This window comes from Actinopolymorpha sp. B11F2 (assembly GCF_040195635.1).
Lineage (GTDB): Bacteria > Actinomycetota > Actinomycetes > Propionibacteriales > Actinopolymorphaceae > Thermasporomyces.
The window spans coordinates 1-15614 of the sequence record NZ_JBEFTX010000024.1; the positions used below are offsets into that span (position 1 = coordinate 1).

Below are 15614 nucleotides of genomic sequence, written 5' to 3' on the forward strand. Positions count from 1 at the left end.
GTCGGCTTCTATGCCGACCAACCTCCAACAACTCGGGCGGGGAAGGGCCCGGCGGTGATCAGCGGGCGGGTGGTTCGGCGGGCTGCGGCACCCGTTCAGGTTCCCGCTTGGGTGCCGGACCCCACACCACGACCAGACCGACGGCGAGCCCGAACGCACACAACCCCAGCCCCAGCCCGGGAATGAGCGGAAGGACGATTCCCAGACCGCCGCCGACTACCCAGGACAGCTGGAGCAACGTCTCCGACCGGGCGAACACGCTCGTCCGCACGTGTTCGGGCACCTCGCTCTGGATCAACGCGTCGAGTGAGAGCTTGCCCACCTGTTGGGCGAAGCCCGCCACGAACGCCAGGACCGCGACGGTGGCCAGCCCGTACAAGATCGCTGTGAGGCAGGCCGCGAGCGCAGCGGTCGCCAACAGCACGCGGATGACGATCTCGGACCGCCGCGCCCTGGCCAGCGCGCCCAGCGCCGTGCCACAGAGGTTTCCCGCCCCCGCCGCACCGGCGATCACCGCCACCTGCAGGGTCACCGGATACCCCACCAGCGGGAACTCGCGGAGCAGGAACGCCATGAAGATCAACAAGAAACCGGTGAACGCACGGAACGCGGCGTTCGCCCGCAACGCCAGGACCACGACGGTGGGGACCCTACGGCTGCGCAGCATCCGGCCGATCTCAGCGAACCGCAGGTGACCCTCACCCGCGGCCGAGTCGACCCGTGGTGGCAGCAGGATCGCCATCAGCGTGCCCACGGTGAAGATCAGGAACGCCAGCCGTAACGGCCACGCGGGCCCGAAGAACGCAAGACCGCCCGCACCCGCGGCCGCGATCCCGGCGAAGATCGCGCCGCCGAGGGAGATCCGGGAGTTGGCGGTCACCAACGCGACGTCGGGTGGCAGCAGGCGGGGGACGGCCGCCGCCCGGCTGACATTGTGGGCTTTCGAGGCGACCAGACAGCCGAAGACGAGGGGATAGAGCCACAGCTCCCCCGTCGCCACCCCACCGGCCATCACCCAGCAGAAGAACGCCCGGATCGCCATCGTCGACCCGAGCGCCCAGCGCCGTCCGCGACGGAACCGGTCGAGGAACGGACCGATGAGCGGGGCGATCAGGACGAACGGTGCCATCGTGACAAGGAGGTAGAGCGCGACCCGGCCCCTGGCCTCGCCGACGGGTACGGCGAAGAAGAGTGTGCCGGCGAGGCCGATCGCCATGGCCGCGTCGCCGCCGGCGTGGACGGAGTTGAGCTCGATCAACTTGGCGAGCCCGGACTCGCCCATGCCTTGCGCGTGGGTCACCCTGCGTACGCCCCCGACGACGGCGCTCGCGCCGCGGGACACCACCCGGCCGACGCCGCTGGTGCCGGTGGCGACGGAGTGGCCGGCCTGCGCGAACCAGCCGGTGGGTCCGACAGCCGTCCGGACGACAGTGGGGTCGTCTGGCCGGGAGCGTGCGCGGTACTCGGTCGGCGCGTCCGGATCCCCACCGCCCCGGCTCCCAGGATGCCGCTCGGTCGGCGCGTCGGGGTCACCCGCCGAGAGCCGGCTCGTCCGGCGCTGGGCAGGCGCATCCGACCCTCCTGCCGCGGACCGCCTTGACCGCCGCTCGGTGGGCGCGTCGGGATCGCCTCTGCCGGGTCGGGGTCTGCGTACCGTCGGCGCGTCCGCGTGGACAACCTGCCGCGTCGGGTCGTTGGCAGTCGACCCGCCGGACAGAAGTGGACCTCTAACCGCATTCCGCCGTGCCGCCGCCCTGCGCCCAGGCGGCCCGAGCGGGCGGCCCGGGCGGACGTCGCCGCCGACGGGATCGCCCCCTGGGCGTCGCTGGCGGTCGTCAGGCTCCACCCTCATATCCTGCCTGGGCCCGCGTACCGGCGTCTCGCCCTCTCCGCTGCCCGGGCCAACGCCATGCTGCCCGGGCCAACGCCATTAACGCCCGATCGAAACACCTGCACGACATGCCATACGACGGCCGGCGGGCCCGGCGCGACGCCGGGCGCCCACGTGGGAGAATCGGCACTTGTGAGGGCAACCACGCGGCGCACCAGCCGCCCGACGCGCACCGATGCCGTCTGTGCGGCAGCCGTGGACGAGGCGCGCGCAGCTGCAGCGGAAGTGGCGGACACCGAGACACTCGGCGCCTACCTCGGCTGTGATGCCGACGACGAGCGGGTCGTCACCCATTACTTCGCATGCGGCAACCCCGGCTACATCGGCTGGCGCTGGGCGGTGACCGTGACGCGGGCACCCCGCAGCCGGACCGTCACCGTCGACGAGGTTGTCCTGCTCCCCGGGCCCGACGCCGTGCTGGCTCCCGCCTGGGTGCCCTGGACCGAACGGATCGAAGCCGGCGACCTCGGACCCGGTGACCTGCTCCCGACCGCGCCCGACGACCCACGCCTCGCCCCTGGCTACACCGGCGCCGACGAGACGCCGGAGGCAGAGGCACTGCGGAGGATCAGCGACGAGCTGGGGTTGGGCCGGATCCGTGTCCTCTCCCTCGAGGGTCGCGACGACGCGGCCGAACGGTGGTACGAAGGTACGCCCGGGCCGAGCAACCCGATCGCGCAGGCCGCACCCGCCCAGTGTGCGACGTGCGGCTTCCTCGTACGCCTCGCTGGTCCGCTCGGCAAGGCGTTCGGCGTCTGCGCCAACGAGTTCTCACCGAGCGACGGCGAGGTCGTCGCCTTCGACCACGGGTGTGGCGCCCACTCCGAGGCGGTGCCGCCGGCCGCTGCTGCCGCGCTGACACCGGCTGAAAGTCCGGAGCACGTGCTCGACACGCTGACCTACGACGACACCGACCTCGATCTCGACCGCGGCTGACCGTTGGCACCCGCTCGCCGCAGCCTTGCCCTGCGGTAGACGCAGTAGCCGACGCCGAGTAGACCGAGGATCACGCCGGTGAGGCAGGTCCAGAGCCACCAGTCGGCGCCCGCCTCCCGTAGCCGGTCGGTGAAGGGCAGGAGGGCGAGCAGACCCACCGCCCAGGCAACCGTCCCCACGATGACCGCGCGGACGCCGTCGACATCGACCGGCTCGATGTCGGCCTGCTCCAACAGAGAGCGGTGATGCCGGGCGTTCCGGATCATCCGTTCCTGGCGATCCACGTCCCGGTTCACGGTTCCGAGCGTAACGCGCACATTGCCGGTATCGGTCCTCCTGCCGGAGGACTTCGCCGCTCTCGCGCTCCTCCTGTTCGCCAGAAACGTTGCGACGGTGAACCTGTCCGTCATCCGTGGCATGATCCGACACGCCGGGCGCGCGGCCGGGCTGCGGGCAGCCCCGCAGCCCGGGCATGGCGCGGCCTCGGCGCCCATCGAGACTCGAGGAAGGAACCCGCGATGGTCGGTTCGGACACGCGGACCGTGGCCCGGGGGCGCAGCACCCGGATGCTCGACGGCTACTTCAAGATCTCCGCGCGCGGTTCGACGGTGGGCCGCGAGGTGCGCGGGGGGATCGTGACGTTCTTCGCGATGGCGTACATCATCGCCCTCAACCCCCTGATCATCGGCACCGCGCAGGACGCCGACGGGCAGTTCCTCGGCGGAGGCGACCAACCGAACATCGTGATGGTCGCGGCCGCGACCGCCCTGGTCGCCGGCGTCGTCACGATCCTCATGGGCGCCGTGGCCAACTACCCACTCGCGCTGGCCACCGGGCTCGGCCTGAACGCGTTCGTGGCGTTCGGGATCGCGAGCCAGATGACCTGGGCCGACGCGATGGGTCTCATCGTCCTGGAGGGCCTGATCATCCTGGTCCTCGTCCTCACCGGGTTCCGCAAGGCCGTCTTCAACGCCGTACCCCGGGAGCTGAAGACCGCCATCAGCGTCGGCATCGGTCTCTTCATCGCCCTGATCGGCTTCGTGGACGCCGGCTTCGTACGCCGAACCGCCAACCCACCGGTGCCGGTGCAGTTCGGGGTGGACGGATTCCTCGACGGCTGGCCGGTGCTCGTCTTCGTCGTCGGGCTGATCGCGACCATGGTGCTCGTCATGCGGAAGGTCAAGGGCGCGATCCTCTTCGGCATCATCGGCGCCACCATCCTCGCCATCGTGATCGAGGCGATCGCCAAGGTCGGTCCGGCCGGGCCGGGTTACGAGACCAACCCGACGGGCTGGGGCCTGAACGTCCCGCGCCTGCCGGAGACCTGGTTCCAGGTGCCGGACTTCTCGTTGCTGGGCTCGTTCAGCCTGCTGGGTTCGTTCGAGCGGGTGGGGATCGTCGCCGCACTCCTGCTCGTCTTCACGCTGATGCTTGCCGACTTCTTCGACACGATGGGCACGATGACGGCAATCGGCGCCGAGGCTGGGCTCCTGGACGCCAAGGGCACGCCGCCACAGAGCCAGCGCATTCTCGCCGTCGACTCCATCGCCGCCGCGGCGGGCGGTGCGGCCGGCGTGTCGTCCAACACGTCGTACATCGAGTCCGCTGCCGGCGTCGGCGAAGGTGCCCGCACCGGGCTTGCGAGCATCGTCACGGGCGTGTGCTTCCTGCTGGCCACGGTGCTCGCGCCGCTTGTCGAGGTCATCCCCTACGAGGCGGCGACGCCGGCGCTGGTGGTCGTCGGGTTCCTGATGATGGTGCGGGTCACCGAGATCTCCTGGAACCAGTTGGACATCGCCATTCCGGCATTCCTCACCATCGTGTTGATGCCGTTCACCTATTCGATCAGTGTGGGAATCGGCGCCGGATTCGTGACGTACGTCATCCTCCGCACGGCGCGCGGGAAGGCCCGCGACATCCATCCGTTGCTGTGGATCGTGGCTGCGTTGTTCGTGGTGTACTTCGCGATCGACCCGATCCGACAACTCCTCGGCCTTTCCTGACCGAGCGCTGATCACCGGACGCCCACCGCACGAACGGCGACCCGTCGACCGAGCCGAGGCCCTCCGAGCCCCGATCGTGCCTGCGCCGCACTCCGTGATCATGATCGTGATCATGAAAGCTCGGCGTACGCATAGCCCCGTTTCGCTTCATGATCCGGTTTTGCTTCATGATCTCTGGCTGGATGATCTCGCCGTCTGGTGATCATGAAGCTGGTCCCTGCGCCAATGACACCGTGCGGAGTATCACCGTGCGGCGACGCCAACAGCGCGGGGCAGTGCCAACGCGCGACAGTGCCAACGCGCGACAGTGCCAACGCGGGGCAGTGCCAACGCGGGGCAGTGCCAACGCGGGGCAGTGCCAACGCGGGGCAGTGCCAACGCGGGGCAGTGCCAACGCGGGGCGAACGTGGTTCGAGGTTGGACCGTGCGGCGACGCCACGATCCCGCAACCCCGCAGCGATGTCCGCGCGGAGAGGACGGGGTACGGCAACGACGGCGTACGCCGAGAGCGGCGGGCGCCGAGAGCGGCGGGCGCCAAGGGCGACGGGCAGCAGGGGCGACGCGGCGTGCCGGAAGGGCGGCGCGGCGGGCGCCAAGGGCGACGGGCAGCAAGGGCGGCGCGGCGGGCGCGAAGGGCGGCGCGGCGGGCGGCTACTGGCGAGTGGCGACTGCGCGTGGCCTGACCGTGCCACGACCCGCTCAGTTCCACCATGCCGGCTTCTGGCACTGAATTCGTGAAGCCAAACCGGACCATGAAGCGAAACGGGGCTATGCGTACGCCAAGCTTTCATGATCACGATCATGATCACGGGGAGGCGCGAGGAGATGGCGTTCGTTGGTCGTTAGCAAGGGTAATGAGGTACGCTAACGGTATGCCGTCATCAACCATGCCCGTCCGATCTGAGGCGGGCCTCGCAAGTGCGCTCCGAATATCCGTGATGCGGCTGTCCCGTCGCCTCCGCAACCAGCGGGCGGCAGATCACCAGCTCTCGGCCAACCAACTCGGTGTCATGGCGACGCTGAATCGTCATGGTGTGTTGACGATCGGCGAGATCGCCGGATTCGAGAAGGTGCGTCCCCCGTCGACGACACGCACTGTGACCTCACTCGAGGAGCTGGGACTGGTGGTGCGCGAGCCGCACCCCACCGATCGCCGTCAAGTGCTCGTACGCCTGGCCGACGAAGGACGCCGCATCCTCGCCGAAGACCGCAAACGCCGCGACGCCTGGCTCGCCCGCCGGTTACACGAACTGTCCCCTGAAGAAAAAGAGATCCTGCGCTCGGCGGCGCCGATCTTGGAGAGGCTGGCTGCGTCGTGAGAGCGATGTTCCGCTCACTACGGAACCGCAACTATCGCTACTTCGCAGCAGGGTCACTCGTCGCCAACGTCGGCACTTGGCTGCAGCGTGTCGCCCAGGACTGGCTCGTCCTGCAGCTGACCGCGGGCAGCGGTGTCGCCCTGGGCATCACGACCGGGTTGCAGTTCCTTCCGTTCCTTCTCCTCGCCCCGTTCGGTGGACTGATCGCCGACCGGTTCGCCAAACGCAAGGTGCTCCAGTGCACCCAGCTCGGCATGGCGCTCGCCGCTGCCGCGCTCGCCGTTCTCGACCTGACCGGCGTCGTCCAGGTCTGGCACGTCTACCTGCTGTCGTTCCTGTTCGGCGTCGCGGGGGCGATCGACCATCCGGCCCGGCAGGCGTTCGTGGTCGAGATGGTCGGCAAGGACGACCTGCCCAACGCTGTCGGGCTCAACTCGGCATCGTTCAACGCCGCCCGGGTCATCGGCCCGGCGATGGCTGGTCTGCTGATCATGTTCGTCGGTACCGGCTGGGTCATCCTGCTCAACGCGCTCAGCTACGGCGCGACGATCTTCGCATTGGCCAAGATGCGGGCGGGCGAGCTGCACAGTCCCACACCGGTACCACGGAAGCCGGGGATGCTGGTCGACGGCCTGCGGTACGTACGAAACCGTCCGGACCTCGTTCTCGTCCTCGCGGTCGTCTTCTTCGTCGGCTGCTTCGGGCTCAACTTCCAGCTGACCAGTGCCCTGATGGCGACCGAGACCTTCGGCAAGGGTGCGGGCGAGTACGGCATCCTCGGCTCGGCGATGGCCATCGGCGCCGTCATCGGGGCGCTGGGCGCGGCCCGGCGGGGAAGCCCGCGGATGCGGCTCGTCATCTACTCGGCGGTGATCTTCGGGGCGATGGAGATCATCGCCGGCCTACTTCCGACGTACACCAGTTTCGCGGTGTCCATGCCCCTGCTCGGCTTCGTCCAACTCACCCTGATCACCGCGACCAACGCGATGATGCAGCTGACCGTGGCGCCGGAGATGCGGGGCCGGGTGCTCGCGCTCTACGGCATGGTCTTCATCGGCAGCAAGCCGCTCGGGTCACCCGTCCTCGGATGGCTCGGTGAGGTCCTGGGTGCCCGGTGGACGCTGATCGGTGGCGGGGTCGCGAGCCTGCTCGGCACACTGCTCGCCGGCTACGTCGTACTCCGCTGGCAGCGGATGAAGCTCCGTCCGCACCTGCGGCCCCGCCCGTACATCGAGGTGGTGACTGCCGCGCGACCGTCGGCGAGTGAGCCGGTACGCATCCCTACGCCGCACGCCGCCGATACCCCGACCGCGGTCACGTCAGTGGGCCCACGGTCGGCGGACGTCCCGTCAACGGAGACCGCGTCAGCCGAGACCGCGTCACCGGAGACCGCGTCACCGGAGACCGCGTCACCGGAGACCGCGTCACCGGAGACCGCGTCACCGGAGACCGGGGTCCCGGACGCCTCAGGGCCAGACGTTCCCACACCGAACGTCACGACGCCGGAGATCCCCGCACAGGTCCGGGCAGCAGATGCCGGGGCGACCACCTGGTCGATCTCCCTCCCGCCGACTCGCGAAGGGACCGACCGGGACACAGGCGTCCGGTCGGCACCCCGGCCGGTCCCGCACCAGCCACCCGCCGCAGCCGAGGGTCGGATGCGACTGGACGGCAGCACCCGGGACCACGACCCGAAACCGGGCGACGTGTCGACGCCTGGTGAGAAGGTGTCGACATGCAACCAGCCCGCTATCTCGCGGCACTCGAAGCCGACGCCACACGACTCCTCGACGTGGCGGACAAGGGACTTGCCGCGCCGGTTCCGTCGTGCCCGGCCTGGACGGTCGAAGACGTCGTAAGCCACCTGGCCGACGGCTACCCGCACAGGGTGGAGTACAACGCGGAGTCGGCTCATGACGTCGCCACACCGGCCGACCCCGTGTTCGCCACCGATGGCGTGGACGAGGTGCTCACGCTCGCCGGGAATCAGGGGGCGGTGGCGGCCTTGCGGAGGCGGCTCGCCCTGGCCACCCAGTAGGCAGTGTCGGCATGAGACTGTTCGTCGCCGTGGTCCTGCCCGAGCCCGTCCTCGACGATCTCGGCGTCGCCATGGACCATGCCCGTGCCCTGGCAGGTGCGGACACGAGACTGCGATGGACGATCCGCGCCCAGTGGCATCTGACCCTCGCGTTCCTGGGGGAGGTCGATGCCGGCGTCCTACCGGAGTTGGAGCGTCGGCTCGCCCGCGCGTCGGCTCGGTACGAACCGATGCGCCTCGCGGTCGAGGGGGGCGGCGCGTTCGGCTCGGTGCGAAAGGCACGGGTGCTGTGGGCCGGCATCAACGGTGACGTCGAACGCCTGCGACAGCTCGCCGGGTCGGTCTCGGCGGCCGCGCGGCGCGCCGGCATCGACGTCGCGGAGGGCAGGTTCCGCCCGCACGTCACGCTGGCGAGGCTGCGTGAACCCATCGACGCCGGCGACCAGGTGCGATGGTGGTCGACCTATGCGGGTCCGCCCTGGCTGGCCACCCGGATCGATCTCGTCCGTTCCCACCCCGACGCCGGCGCGGGAGAACGACCGCGGTACGAATCCCTGCGGGCATGGCCACTCGGACGGCCCGGTGGGGCCGCGGAGTAGCCTCCTTCGCGTGCATCCCAAGTACCGGCGGCTCATCATTCCCGGGGTGCTGGTTCTGCTGATCGTGATCGTCGTCATCGCGGCGTTGAGCAACCGCTGAGACCCGCACGCTCCCAGCATCCCTGGACCTACCCCACCGGCCGCAAAGGGACAGAACGGCCGCGTGGTCATGACGGATCTGTGACGACTGGCGTCCGGGCGTACCGCTTCTTGTGACGCGCGAGCGATGATGCAGACGTGCAGACGCCGACACCTCGCTCCCGTGGCGCGCTCGCGGGCGTCCTCGCGGCGATGGCCGGACTCGCAGCCGCCGAGTTGGTCTCCGGCGCCCTCGGCATCCCCGAGACACCTGTGGTCGCCGTCGGTGCGACGTTCATCGACGTGATCCCCACGCCGGTCCGGGAGTTCGGTATCGAGCTTCTCGGCACGGCGGACAAGCCGGTCCTGATCGCCGGCATCGTCGCCGTACTCGCCGGTCTGGCCGCCTGGGCAGGGATCCTCGCCACGCGCTCGCGGTCAAAGGGAGTCGCGCTGCTCGGCGCCCTTGCACTGCTGGGCATTCTGGCCAGTGCGACCCGGCCGGGCTTCTCACCAGCGACCCTGCTCCCGTCTGTCGTCGCCGGACTGGTCGCGGTCGCCGTCCTGGGCTGGTTGTTGAAGGTGTACGCCCGGACAGCCCACCGCTTCGCCCCGGCGACCACCGCCCCACCACCAGACAGCGCAGCCTCACCCCCGCCAGACTCCACGGCGCCTCCGGCGGGCGCACCCCCTGAGGGCACCGTCACCACGTCGGCAAGCGGGACGACACCCGAGTACGCACGCCAGGCTCGGCGCGATCTGTTACGTACCGGCGGCCTCGTCGTCCTGGGATCAGTGGCCGCCACGGCCATCGGACGCGGGGTAGGCGGCGTCGCCAGCAACCGGGTGGCTGCCGAGGACGCGCGGACGGCCCTGCCGCTGCCGAAGATCCCGCCAGCGACGACACCAGCCGGTGCCGACCTGCGAGTGAGCGGCCTCACGCCGTGGCGGACGGCCAACGACACCTTCTACCGGATCGACACCGCCCTGAGCGTTCCCGTCATCGAGCCGGCGAACTGGCGGCTGCGCATCCACGGCATGGTTGACCGCCCGCTCGACCTCACCTTCCGCGACCTTCTGCGGCGCCGGATCGTGCACAGGTACGTCACCCTGACCTGCGTCAGCAACGAGGTGGGGGGCGACCTGGCGGGCAACGCCATGTGGACCGGCGTACCGCTGGCCGACATCCTCGCCGACGTGGGCGTCAGTCCACGCGCGGACGCGGTGAAGTCGACCTCGGAGGACGGCTGGACCTGCGGCACACCGCTCGGGGCACTCACCGACGGCCGCGACTCACTGCTGGCGTTCGCGATGAATGGCGCCGCGCTGCCGTTCGAGCATGGGTTCCCGGTACGAATGGTGGTGCCCGGCCTCTACGGCTTCGTGTCGGCGACGAAGTGGGTCGTCGACATCGAGGTGACCCGGTTCGACGAGTTCCGTGCGTACTGGACCGACCGTGGCTGGTCCGCGCAGGCCCCGATCAAGACGGCCTCACGGATCGACGTGCCACGCCCTGGCGCCACGGCCCAGGCGGGCGACGTCGTCGTCGCCGGTGTGGCGTGGGCACAGCACCGCGGGATCTCGAAGGTCGAGGTCCGGGTCGACGAGGGCCGCTGGGAGCGGGCGCGGCTGGCGGGCGAGCCGACGAACGACTCCTGGCGACAGTGGACCTGGACCTGGGACGCCGCGCCAGGCCGGCATCAGCTGCAGGTCCGCGCGACGGACGCGGCCGGCGAGACGCAGACCGCACAGGTCGCCCCGCCCGCGCCCGACGGCGCGACCGGTTGGCACACCGTCGACGTGGACGTCAGCTGAGGTGGGCCACCGGAATCAAAGCTCGGTGAGCACCAGCGGCCCGTCCTCGGTGATGGCGACGCTGTGTTCGACATGTGCGGCCTGGCTACCGTCGATGGTGGACAGGGCCCATCCGTCGGGGCCGATCCGGTACTCGTCCTGACCCCCGGCCATGAACATCGGCTCCAGCGCGAGCACGAGCCCCGGGTTGAGCCGGAAACCACGTCCGGGTTTTCCGTCGTTCGGCACGGACGGATCCTCGTGCATGCGACGGCCGATGCCGTGTCCCCCGAAGTCGCGCGGCATCCCGTAGCCCGCCCGGCGGCCGATCGTGCCGATCGCATGGCCGATGTCGCCGAGCCGGTTGCCAGGGAGGGCGGCCGCGATACCGGCGGCGAGGGCTTCCTGGGCGGTCGCGATCAGTGTCTCGTCGGCGGGAGTGCCGGTGCCGACGGCGAGGCTGATCGCCGCATCGCCGTGGAAACCGTCGAGTTCGGCGCCAAAGTCCACGCTGAGCAGGTCGCCGTCGCGGAGGCGGTAGTTGTCGGGGATGCCGTGGACCACGACATCGTTGACCGACGCACAGATCACCCCAGGGAACGGCGTCGGCGCGAACCGCGGCCGGTAGTTGAGGAATGACGACCGGGCACCGGCCTCCTCCAGGACAGTGCGAGCCACCTCATCGAGCTCGAGCAGGGAGGTGCCCACCTGCGCGGCCTCGCGGCAGGCGGCGAGGGCGCGAGCCACCACTCTGCCGGCCTCGCGCATCGTCGCGATCTCGGTCGCGGTCTTGATCTCGACCACAGTCGTCGTGCTCCTTGGCATCGCTGTTTCGTACGTACGCGTGTCGCGGCCAAGACACCGGATCTCCCGACTGTCCTCACCCGCGGACACTTCCTCCAATAGTTATACCGGTATTAGTATCACGGGCATGGTACGACCACCATTGGGGCCGATCGACCGCCAGCGCGGCCTGGCCCTCGGCACCGCACTGCGCGCCGCCCGAGGCCAGCGGAGCATGGTCGAGGTCGCCGCGCTGGCCGGTGTGTCGGTCGAGACCGTCCGCAAGATCGAACGTGGCCGCGTCCCCACACCCGCGTTCTTCACCGTCGTCGCGCTCGCCGAGGCGGTCGGCCTCTCCCTCGCCGACCTGTGCCAGAACGTCGCGGACGGTACGCAGATCGCCGCCGCTCCCCACGACACCAGGGCCGCCAGCTGACCATGCCTGCCGGGCGCGACTATGCCTGCCGGGCGCGACGATGCCTGCCGGGCGCGACGAGACGTGACGGCACGAGGCGTGACGGGGCCATGAAGATCGATGGTCAGCGGACGGCGAGCGCAGCCTGGAGCAGGGCCACGTTGTGGGGAGCGGCCGAGCCGTCGGGGAGGTCGAGGGTGTCCTCGAACCCGATCCGCATCCCCAGTCCGAGTTGACGGGCCCGGCGGAGTACCGGCCACGTGTTCACGCCGTCGCCGTGCAGGATACGAGGCAGGTCGACGCTGTACCGGTCCAGCAGCCGCAGGATCTTCCCCGCGTCGTCCACCGCGAGGTCGGTCGGCCGGTCGACCGGCTCGATCAGCACCCTGGTCGCGAGCTTGGCCAGGGGACTCCGGATGAAGAGCTCGGCGGCGGTGGGTGTCATCAGGCCGACCTCCACGCCGACCCCGCGTTCCCTCAGCAGCTGCGCGACCTCGAGGGCGCCGTCCTCGTGGGCATTGACCGAGGCGTAGGTAGGAAAGACCCGCCAGTGGGAGACCAACGCCAACCGGCGGCGGGGATCGGCCTCGATCCAGGCGCCCGTCGTGACGCTCACCGGTATTCCCGGCACCGCGGCCGTGACGGCCTCCACCGCGGCGGCGACGTCGTCGGGATCGAGCGACTCGCACCCGCTGGGTCGGCGCGGGTGGATGTGCACCTCGGTCGCGCCGGCCGCGACGACGCTCGCGGCGTCGGCCGCCAGCTCGTCAGGCGCCTGCGGAACACCGACGTAGGCGTTGCGTCCGCCGTTCAACGCGGCGACCAGGAGGCGTTTCACCAGCGTCACCGATCCCCGTCACTCACGAGCCCTGACCTCCCGGTGACCGCTCGTCAGTTCCGTCCATGCCGGGTAGGAGGCCTGCCACCGCTGCGGCAAGGCCATGATCCCTTCGGATCGTACGTGGTGGAAGGCGCGCCGACAGCGCCCTCCCGTCATGGGCGCGCGGAGCGGGTCGGTAGGGCGGCGATCATCACGGCGACGAGGGTGAGCAACGTGCCGATGAGGGTGACGGTGGTGAGGTGTGCGTCGCCTGCGGGAATCAGACCGTCGAGGACGAGCGCGCCAACCAACTGCCCGGCGACGGCTCCGAGGCCGAGGAGCAGCACCCCCGTGAAGCGCACGATGAAGGCGGCCCCGGTGATGAACGCGACCCCGCACAGTCCGCCGAGGTAGAGCTGCGGTGCGGCCGGCCATTCGGACGGAAGCCCGCGCAGGATGATGTCGACCCCGGCCGCGATCCCCAGTGCCGCCGTACCCACTGTGAAGTTGATCAAGGCGGCGACGAGTGCGCCGGTCACGCCGTTCCCGTCGACCGTGGCGGTTGCACTGACGCGGCCGTTGACGGCCTGCTGCCAGGCGGTGCCGACGCCGGCGAGCGCGGGCGCGACGGCGAGGACGAGCAGGGCGGGCGTTCGCACCTCGTCCGACACCGCGAGGGCGACAGCGCCCAGGGCGAGAGAAGCACCGAGGACCCGGTTGCGGGTCACCGGGGTACGACCCGCAGGACCCAGGCCGAGCCGGTCGACGACGAGGCTGGTCGCAGCCTGCCCGGCCACGACGGCCACCGTGAAGACCGCGACACCGACGAGCCCGACCGTCGTCGACTGGACGACGACGAGGTACGCACCGCAGACGCCGCCGAGGCACTGCCACCACCGGAGCCGGTACGCGGGGCGCGAAGAAGTACCGGCGTCGCGGTCGAGCGCCGAGTGGCCGCGGAGGCTCGGTAGCCGGACGGTCGACAGGAGCTGACGCACGCCGCGCCGGACGCCCGGGAGCAGGGCCATCAGGATCAGCAGGACGACCCAGCCGGAGCCGAACGACCACAACGCGGCGAGTACGCCGTCGTCCAACCGCTGCCCGAGCTCGCCGTTGATCCGGGACTGGCAGGCGAGGATGACACCCATGCCGAACGCGGCGGCGATACCGAAAGCGACCTCGCGCGGGTGGGCAGGAACCAGTCCGGCGAGCGAGGGCTTCCGCGTGTCGGTCACCGACACATCGGATGACTGCTGGATGCGTCCCTTCACCCCTCACCGCTAGGCGCGTGGGTGCCAGCGTGTTGTCCCGGAGCCACTGCTTCGGCGCGAGCCTGCTGCCGGGCGAGGAACCGGTCGAAGACCCGCCGAGCAAGCCGGGTGACGAGCCACCCGCAGACTCCGGCCACGACCGGCAGCAGAGCGGGTATGACCGTCACGGCCAGAGCGCCGAGCACGACGGAACCGATGCAGAGGAGAGTCGAGAGGGGGTACGCGGCCGCGAACAGCGCACTGTTGCGGACGACCCGGCGCCACGGTGCGGGGTACCGGACCATCACGGGGAACGCGAAGACCAACGTGCCACCAAGCGCCAGGATGCCGAGCACCGCCGCACCCAGCACCACGGCGCGCAAGGGTGCGTCCTCGGCGCGCAGGCCGTAGAGCAGGTCGATCGACAGCAACGTGCCGACCACGGTCGCGAGGAAACCCAGCCACAGGCTCTGCCGGAGGTGCCGCCGGAATCCTCCCCAGTACGTCGACCAGACCGGGGGCGGGCCGTGTTCGTCCCATTCGTTCATGACGCTGCAGAGACCCGCCGTCGCCGGGCCGAGCGTCACGATCGGGAAGCTTGCGAGCACCCACAGTAGTCCTGCGAAGCCGACCGCGAGAACAGCGTCCATGACCCGGGTCAGAGCGGTCATCGTCCAGCTTTCTGTGCGGCGGAGCCCCGTCGAACGGACCTCAGCGTAATCTCCCGCCCACCCACCTCCACTGGCCCGTCCCGCGGCGAAAACCGGACGCGCTCGACGGAACCCGACCTCTACGGTTCCGGCAGAGGGAGCAACTCCACCGCAGCACCGAAGGGGGGATCCGCCTGGTGACAAGCTCGCACCTCCGCGCGCTCGTCGTACTCGCCTGACAGGGGACGACGCCGACGCCGGTGCGACCGGACCCACACCGACCGGTGGCAGTTGGGCACTCGAAACTGGAACTCGCCTGGCTGACAGTGGCCGGGACACTCCCCGCGGCCAGCCGCCAGGCGCGATACCGAGCACCCGGCCCGCCGCGGGGCAAACCCGGTCGTGGTCCTGATCCGTCGACCAGAACGGCCGACGGTGACGCCGGAACCGGAAGTAATCGCCGCTCGCGGAAGCGCGAGGCGGTGAACAGGTCCCTGACCGGTCCAGCCCGGGAGCCCTGGCGCGCACTGCCGCCAGGGTGAGAACGAACGGAACCCTGCGCCCTCGAGTCATCCACTCCCCGCCATTCGCGGGACGGACTCGAGGAGGCAGGTACGCCGAATCAGCGCGCGTCCAGAAACTCCGCGTTCACCTGCCTGTTCTGCGCCGCTCCGGTACCCGCCTGCACCAACGGAAGCTTCCGCAACCACTGCCCGTACTGCCTGTGGTCGTGTCATGTCGACGTCCACCCGGGCGACCGGGCCAGTCGGTGCGGTGGCCCGATGGAGCCGGTCGGGCTGACCAGACCACGCGGCAAGGGCTGGGCGCTGGTGCATCGCTGCGTGGTCTGTGGGGAGCGGCGGACCAACCGCCTCGCTCTCGACACGGTCGCGCCGGACGACATCGACGCGGTCGTACGCCTGCCACCGGGTTAGATGGCGGCGCAGCCGGGCGACGACCGGCTCGGCGTCCAGATGCACGGGACGCGGCGATCCCACTCGGCGGCCCCGGGTAGCGGTCGGGGGCCACCAACTGCGC

At 70.3% G+C, this 15614-nt stretch carries 14 protein-coding genes and 1 pseudogene; 9 read left to right on the top strand and 6 right to left on the bottom strand.

The window, feature by feature from the left end; all coding sequences use genetic code 11:
- Nucleotides 1-58 precede the first annotated feature (58 nt).
- Nucleotides 59-1846, bottom strand: coding sequence for an MFS transporter (locus tag ABN034_RS30690; protein ID WP_349694468.1), 1788 nt, complete (start codon nucleotides 1844-1846; stop codon nucleotides 59-61).
- A gap of 177 nt (nucleotides 1847-2023) precedes the next feature.
- Here ABN034_RS30690 and ABN034_RS30695 point away from each other — a divergent pair, with 177 nt between their 5' ends.
- Entirely contained in the window at nucleotides 2024-2827 is an 804-nt protein-coding gene (locus tag ABN034_RS30695) for a DUF3027 domain-containing protein (RefSeq protein ID WP_349694469.1), read from the top strand.
- Here the strand turns inward: ABN034_RS30695 and ABN034_RS30700 are convergent.
- A complete protein-coding gene (locus ABN034_RS30700; RefSeq protein WP_502877596.1) occupies nucleotides 2791-3123 on the bottom strand; it encodes a DUF2530 domain-containing protein in 333 nt (110 codons plus the stop codon). The genes ABN034_RS30695 and ABN034_RS30700 overlap by 37 nt on opposite strands.
- Before the next feature lie 222 nt (nucleotides 3124-3345).
- Here ABN034_RS30700 and ABN034_RS30705 point away from each other — a divergent pair, with 222 nt between their 5' ends.
- The 6 genes from ABN034_RS30705 to ABN034_RS30730 all read left to right on the top strand — a co-directional run bounded on the left by ABN034_RS30705 (nucleotide 3346) and on the right by ABN034_RS30730 (nucleotide 10679).
- Nucleotides 3346-4830, top strand: coding sequence for an NCS2 family permease (locus tag ABN034_RS30705; RefSeq protein WP_349694470.1), 1485 nt, complete (start codon nucleotides 3346-3348; stop codon nucleotides 4828-4830).
- A 938-nt stretch (nucleotides 4831-5768) separates the two neighbouring features.
- Nucleotides 5769-6149 carry a MarR family winged helix-turn-helix transcriptional regulator gene (locus tag ABN034_RS30710; RefSeq protein ID WP_349694471.1) on the top strand — a complete coding sequence of 127 codons (381 nt, stop codon included), beginning with the start codon at nucleotides 5769-5771 and terminating at the stop codon, nucleotides 6147-6149.
- 5 nt (nucleotides 6150-6154) lie between these two features.
- Complete coding sequence (locus ABN034_RS30715) at nucleotides 6155-8008, top strand: MFS transporter (RefSeq protein ID WP_349694564.1); 1854 nt, start codon at nucleotides 6155-6157, stop codon at nucleotides 8006-8008.
- A complete protein-coding gene (locus ABN034_RS30720; protein WP_349694472.1) occupies nucleotides 7942-8187 on the top strand; it encodes a maleylpyruvate isomerase N-terminal domain-containing protein in 246 nt (81 codons plus the stop codon). Before ABN034_RS30715 ends, ABN034_RS30720 begins: the two co-directional genes overlap by 67 nt.
- A gap of 11 nt (nucleotides 8188-8198) precedes the next feature.
- Complete coding sequence (thpR, locus tag ABN034_RS30725; protein ID WP_349694473.1) at nucleotides 8199-8786, top strand: RNA 2',3'-cyclic phosphodiesterase; 588 nt, start codon at nucleotides 8199-8201, stop codon at nucleotides 8784-8786.
- A 237-nt stretch (nucleotides 8787-9023) separates the two neighbouring features.
- Nucleotides 9024-10679, top strand: a complete 1656-nt coding sequence (locus ABN034_RS30730; RefSeq protein ID WP_349694474.1) for a molybdopterin-dependent oxidoreductase — start codon at nucleotides 9024-9026, stop codon at nucleotides 10677-10679.
- Between the two features lie 15 nt (nucleotides 10680-10694).
- On the opposite strand, the gene map is transcribed toward ABN034_RS30730, so the two are convergent.
- Entirely contained in the window at nucleotides 10695-11483 is a 789-nt protein-coding gene (map, locus tag ABN034_RS30735; protein WP_349694475.1) for a type I methionyl aminopeptidase, read from the bottom strand.
- A 106-nt stretch (nucleotides 11484-11589) separates the two neighbouring features.
- Here map and ABN034_RS30740 point away from each other — a divergent pair, with 106 nt between their 5' ends.
- On the top strand, nucleotides 11590-11877 hold the full coding sequence (locus ABN034_RS30740) for a helix-turn-helix domain-containing protein (RefSeq protein WP_349694476.1): 288 nt from the start codon (nucleotides 11590-11592) through the stop codon (nucleotides 11875-11877).
- Nucleotides 11878-11980: 103 nt separating this feature from the next.
- Here the strand turns inward: ABN034_RS30740 and ABN034_RS30745 are convergent, their stop codons facing one another.
- The 3 genes from ABN034_RS30745 to ABN034_RS30755 form a co-directional block, all read right to left on the bottom strand.
- Nucleotides 11981-12694, bottom strand: coding sequence for a 3-keto-5-aminohexanoate cleavage protein (locus tag ABN034_RS30745; protein WP_349694477.1), 714 nt, complete (start codon nucleotides 12692-12694; stop codon nucleotides 11981-11983).
- 155 nt (nucleotides 12695-12849) lie between these two features.
- Entirely contained in the window at nucleotides 12850-13911 is a 1062-nt protein-coding gene (locus ABN034_RS30750; protein WP_349694478.1) for a DMT family transporter, read from the bottom strand.
- 32 nt (nucleotides 13912-13943) lie between these two features.
- Nucleotides 13944-14597 carry a YesL family protein gene (locus ABN034_RS30755; RefSeq protein ID WP_349694479.1) on the bottom strand — a complete coding sequence of 218 codons (654 nt, stop codon included), beginning with the start codon at nucleotides 14595-14597 and terminating at the stop codon, nucleotides 13944-13946.
- A 632-nt stretch (nucleotides 14598-15229) separates the two neighbouring features.
- Here ABN034_RS30755 and ABN034_RS30760 point away from each other — a divergent pair.
- A pseudogene (locus ABN034_RS30760) lies at nucleotides 15230-15511 on the top strand (RNHCP domain-containing protein); the annotation flags it as partial.
- Nucleotides 15512-15614 lie beyond the last annotated feature (103 nt).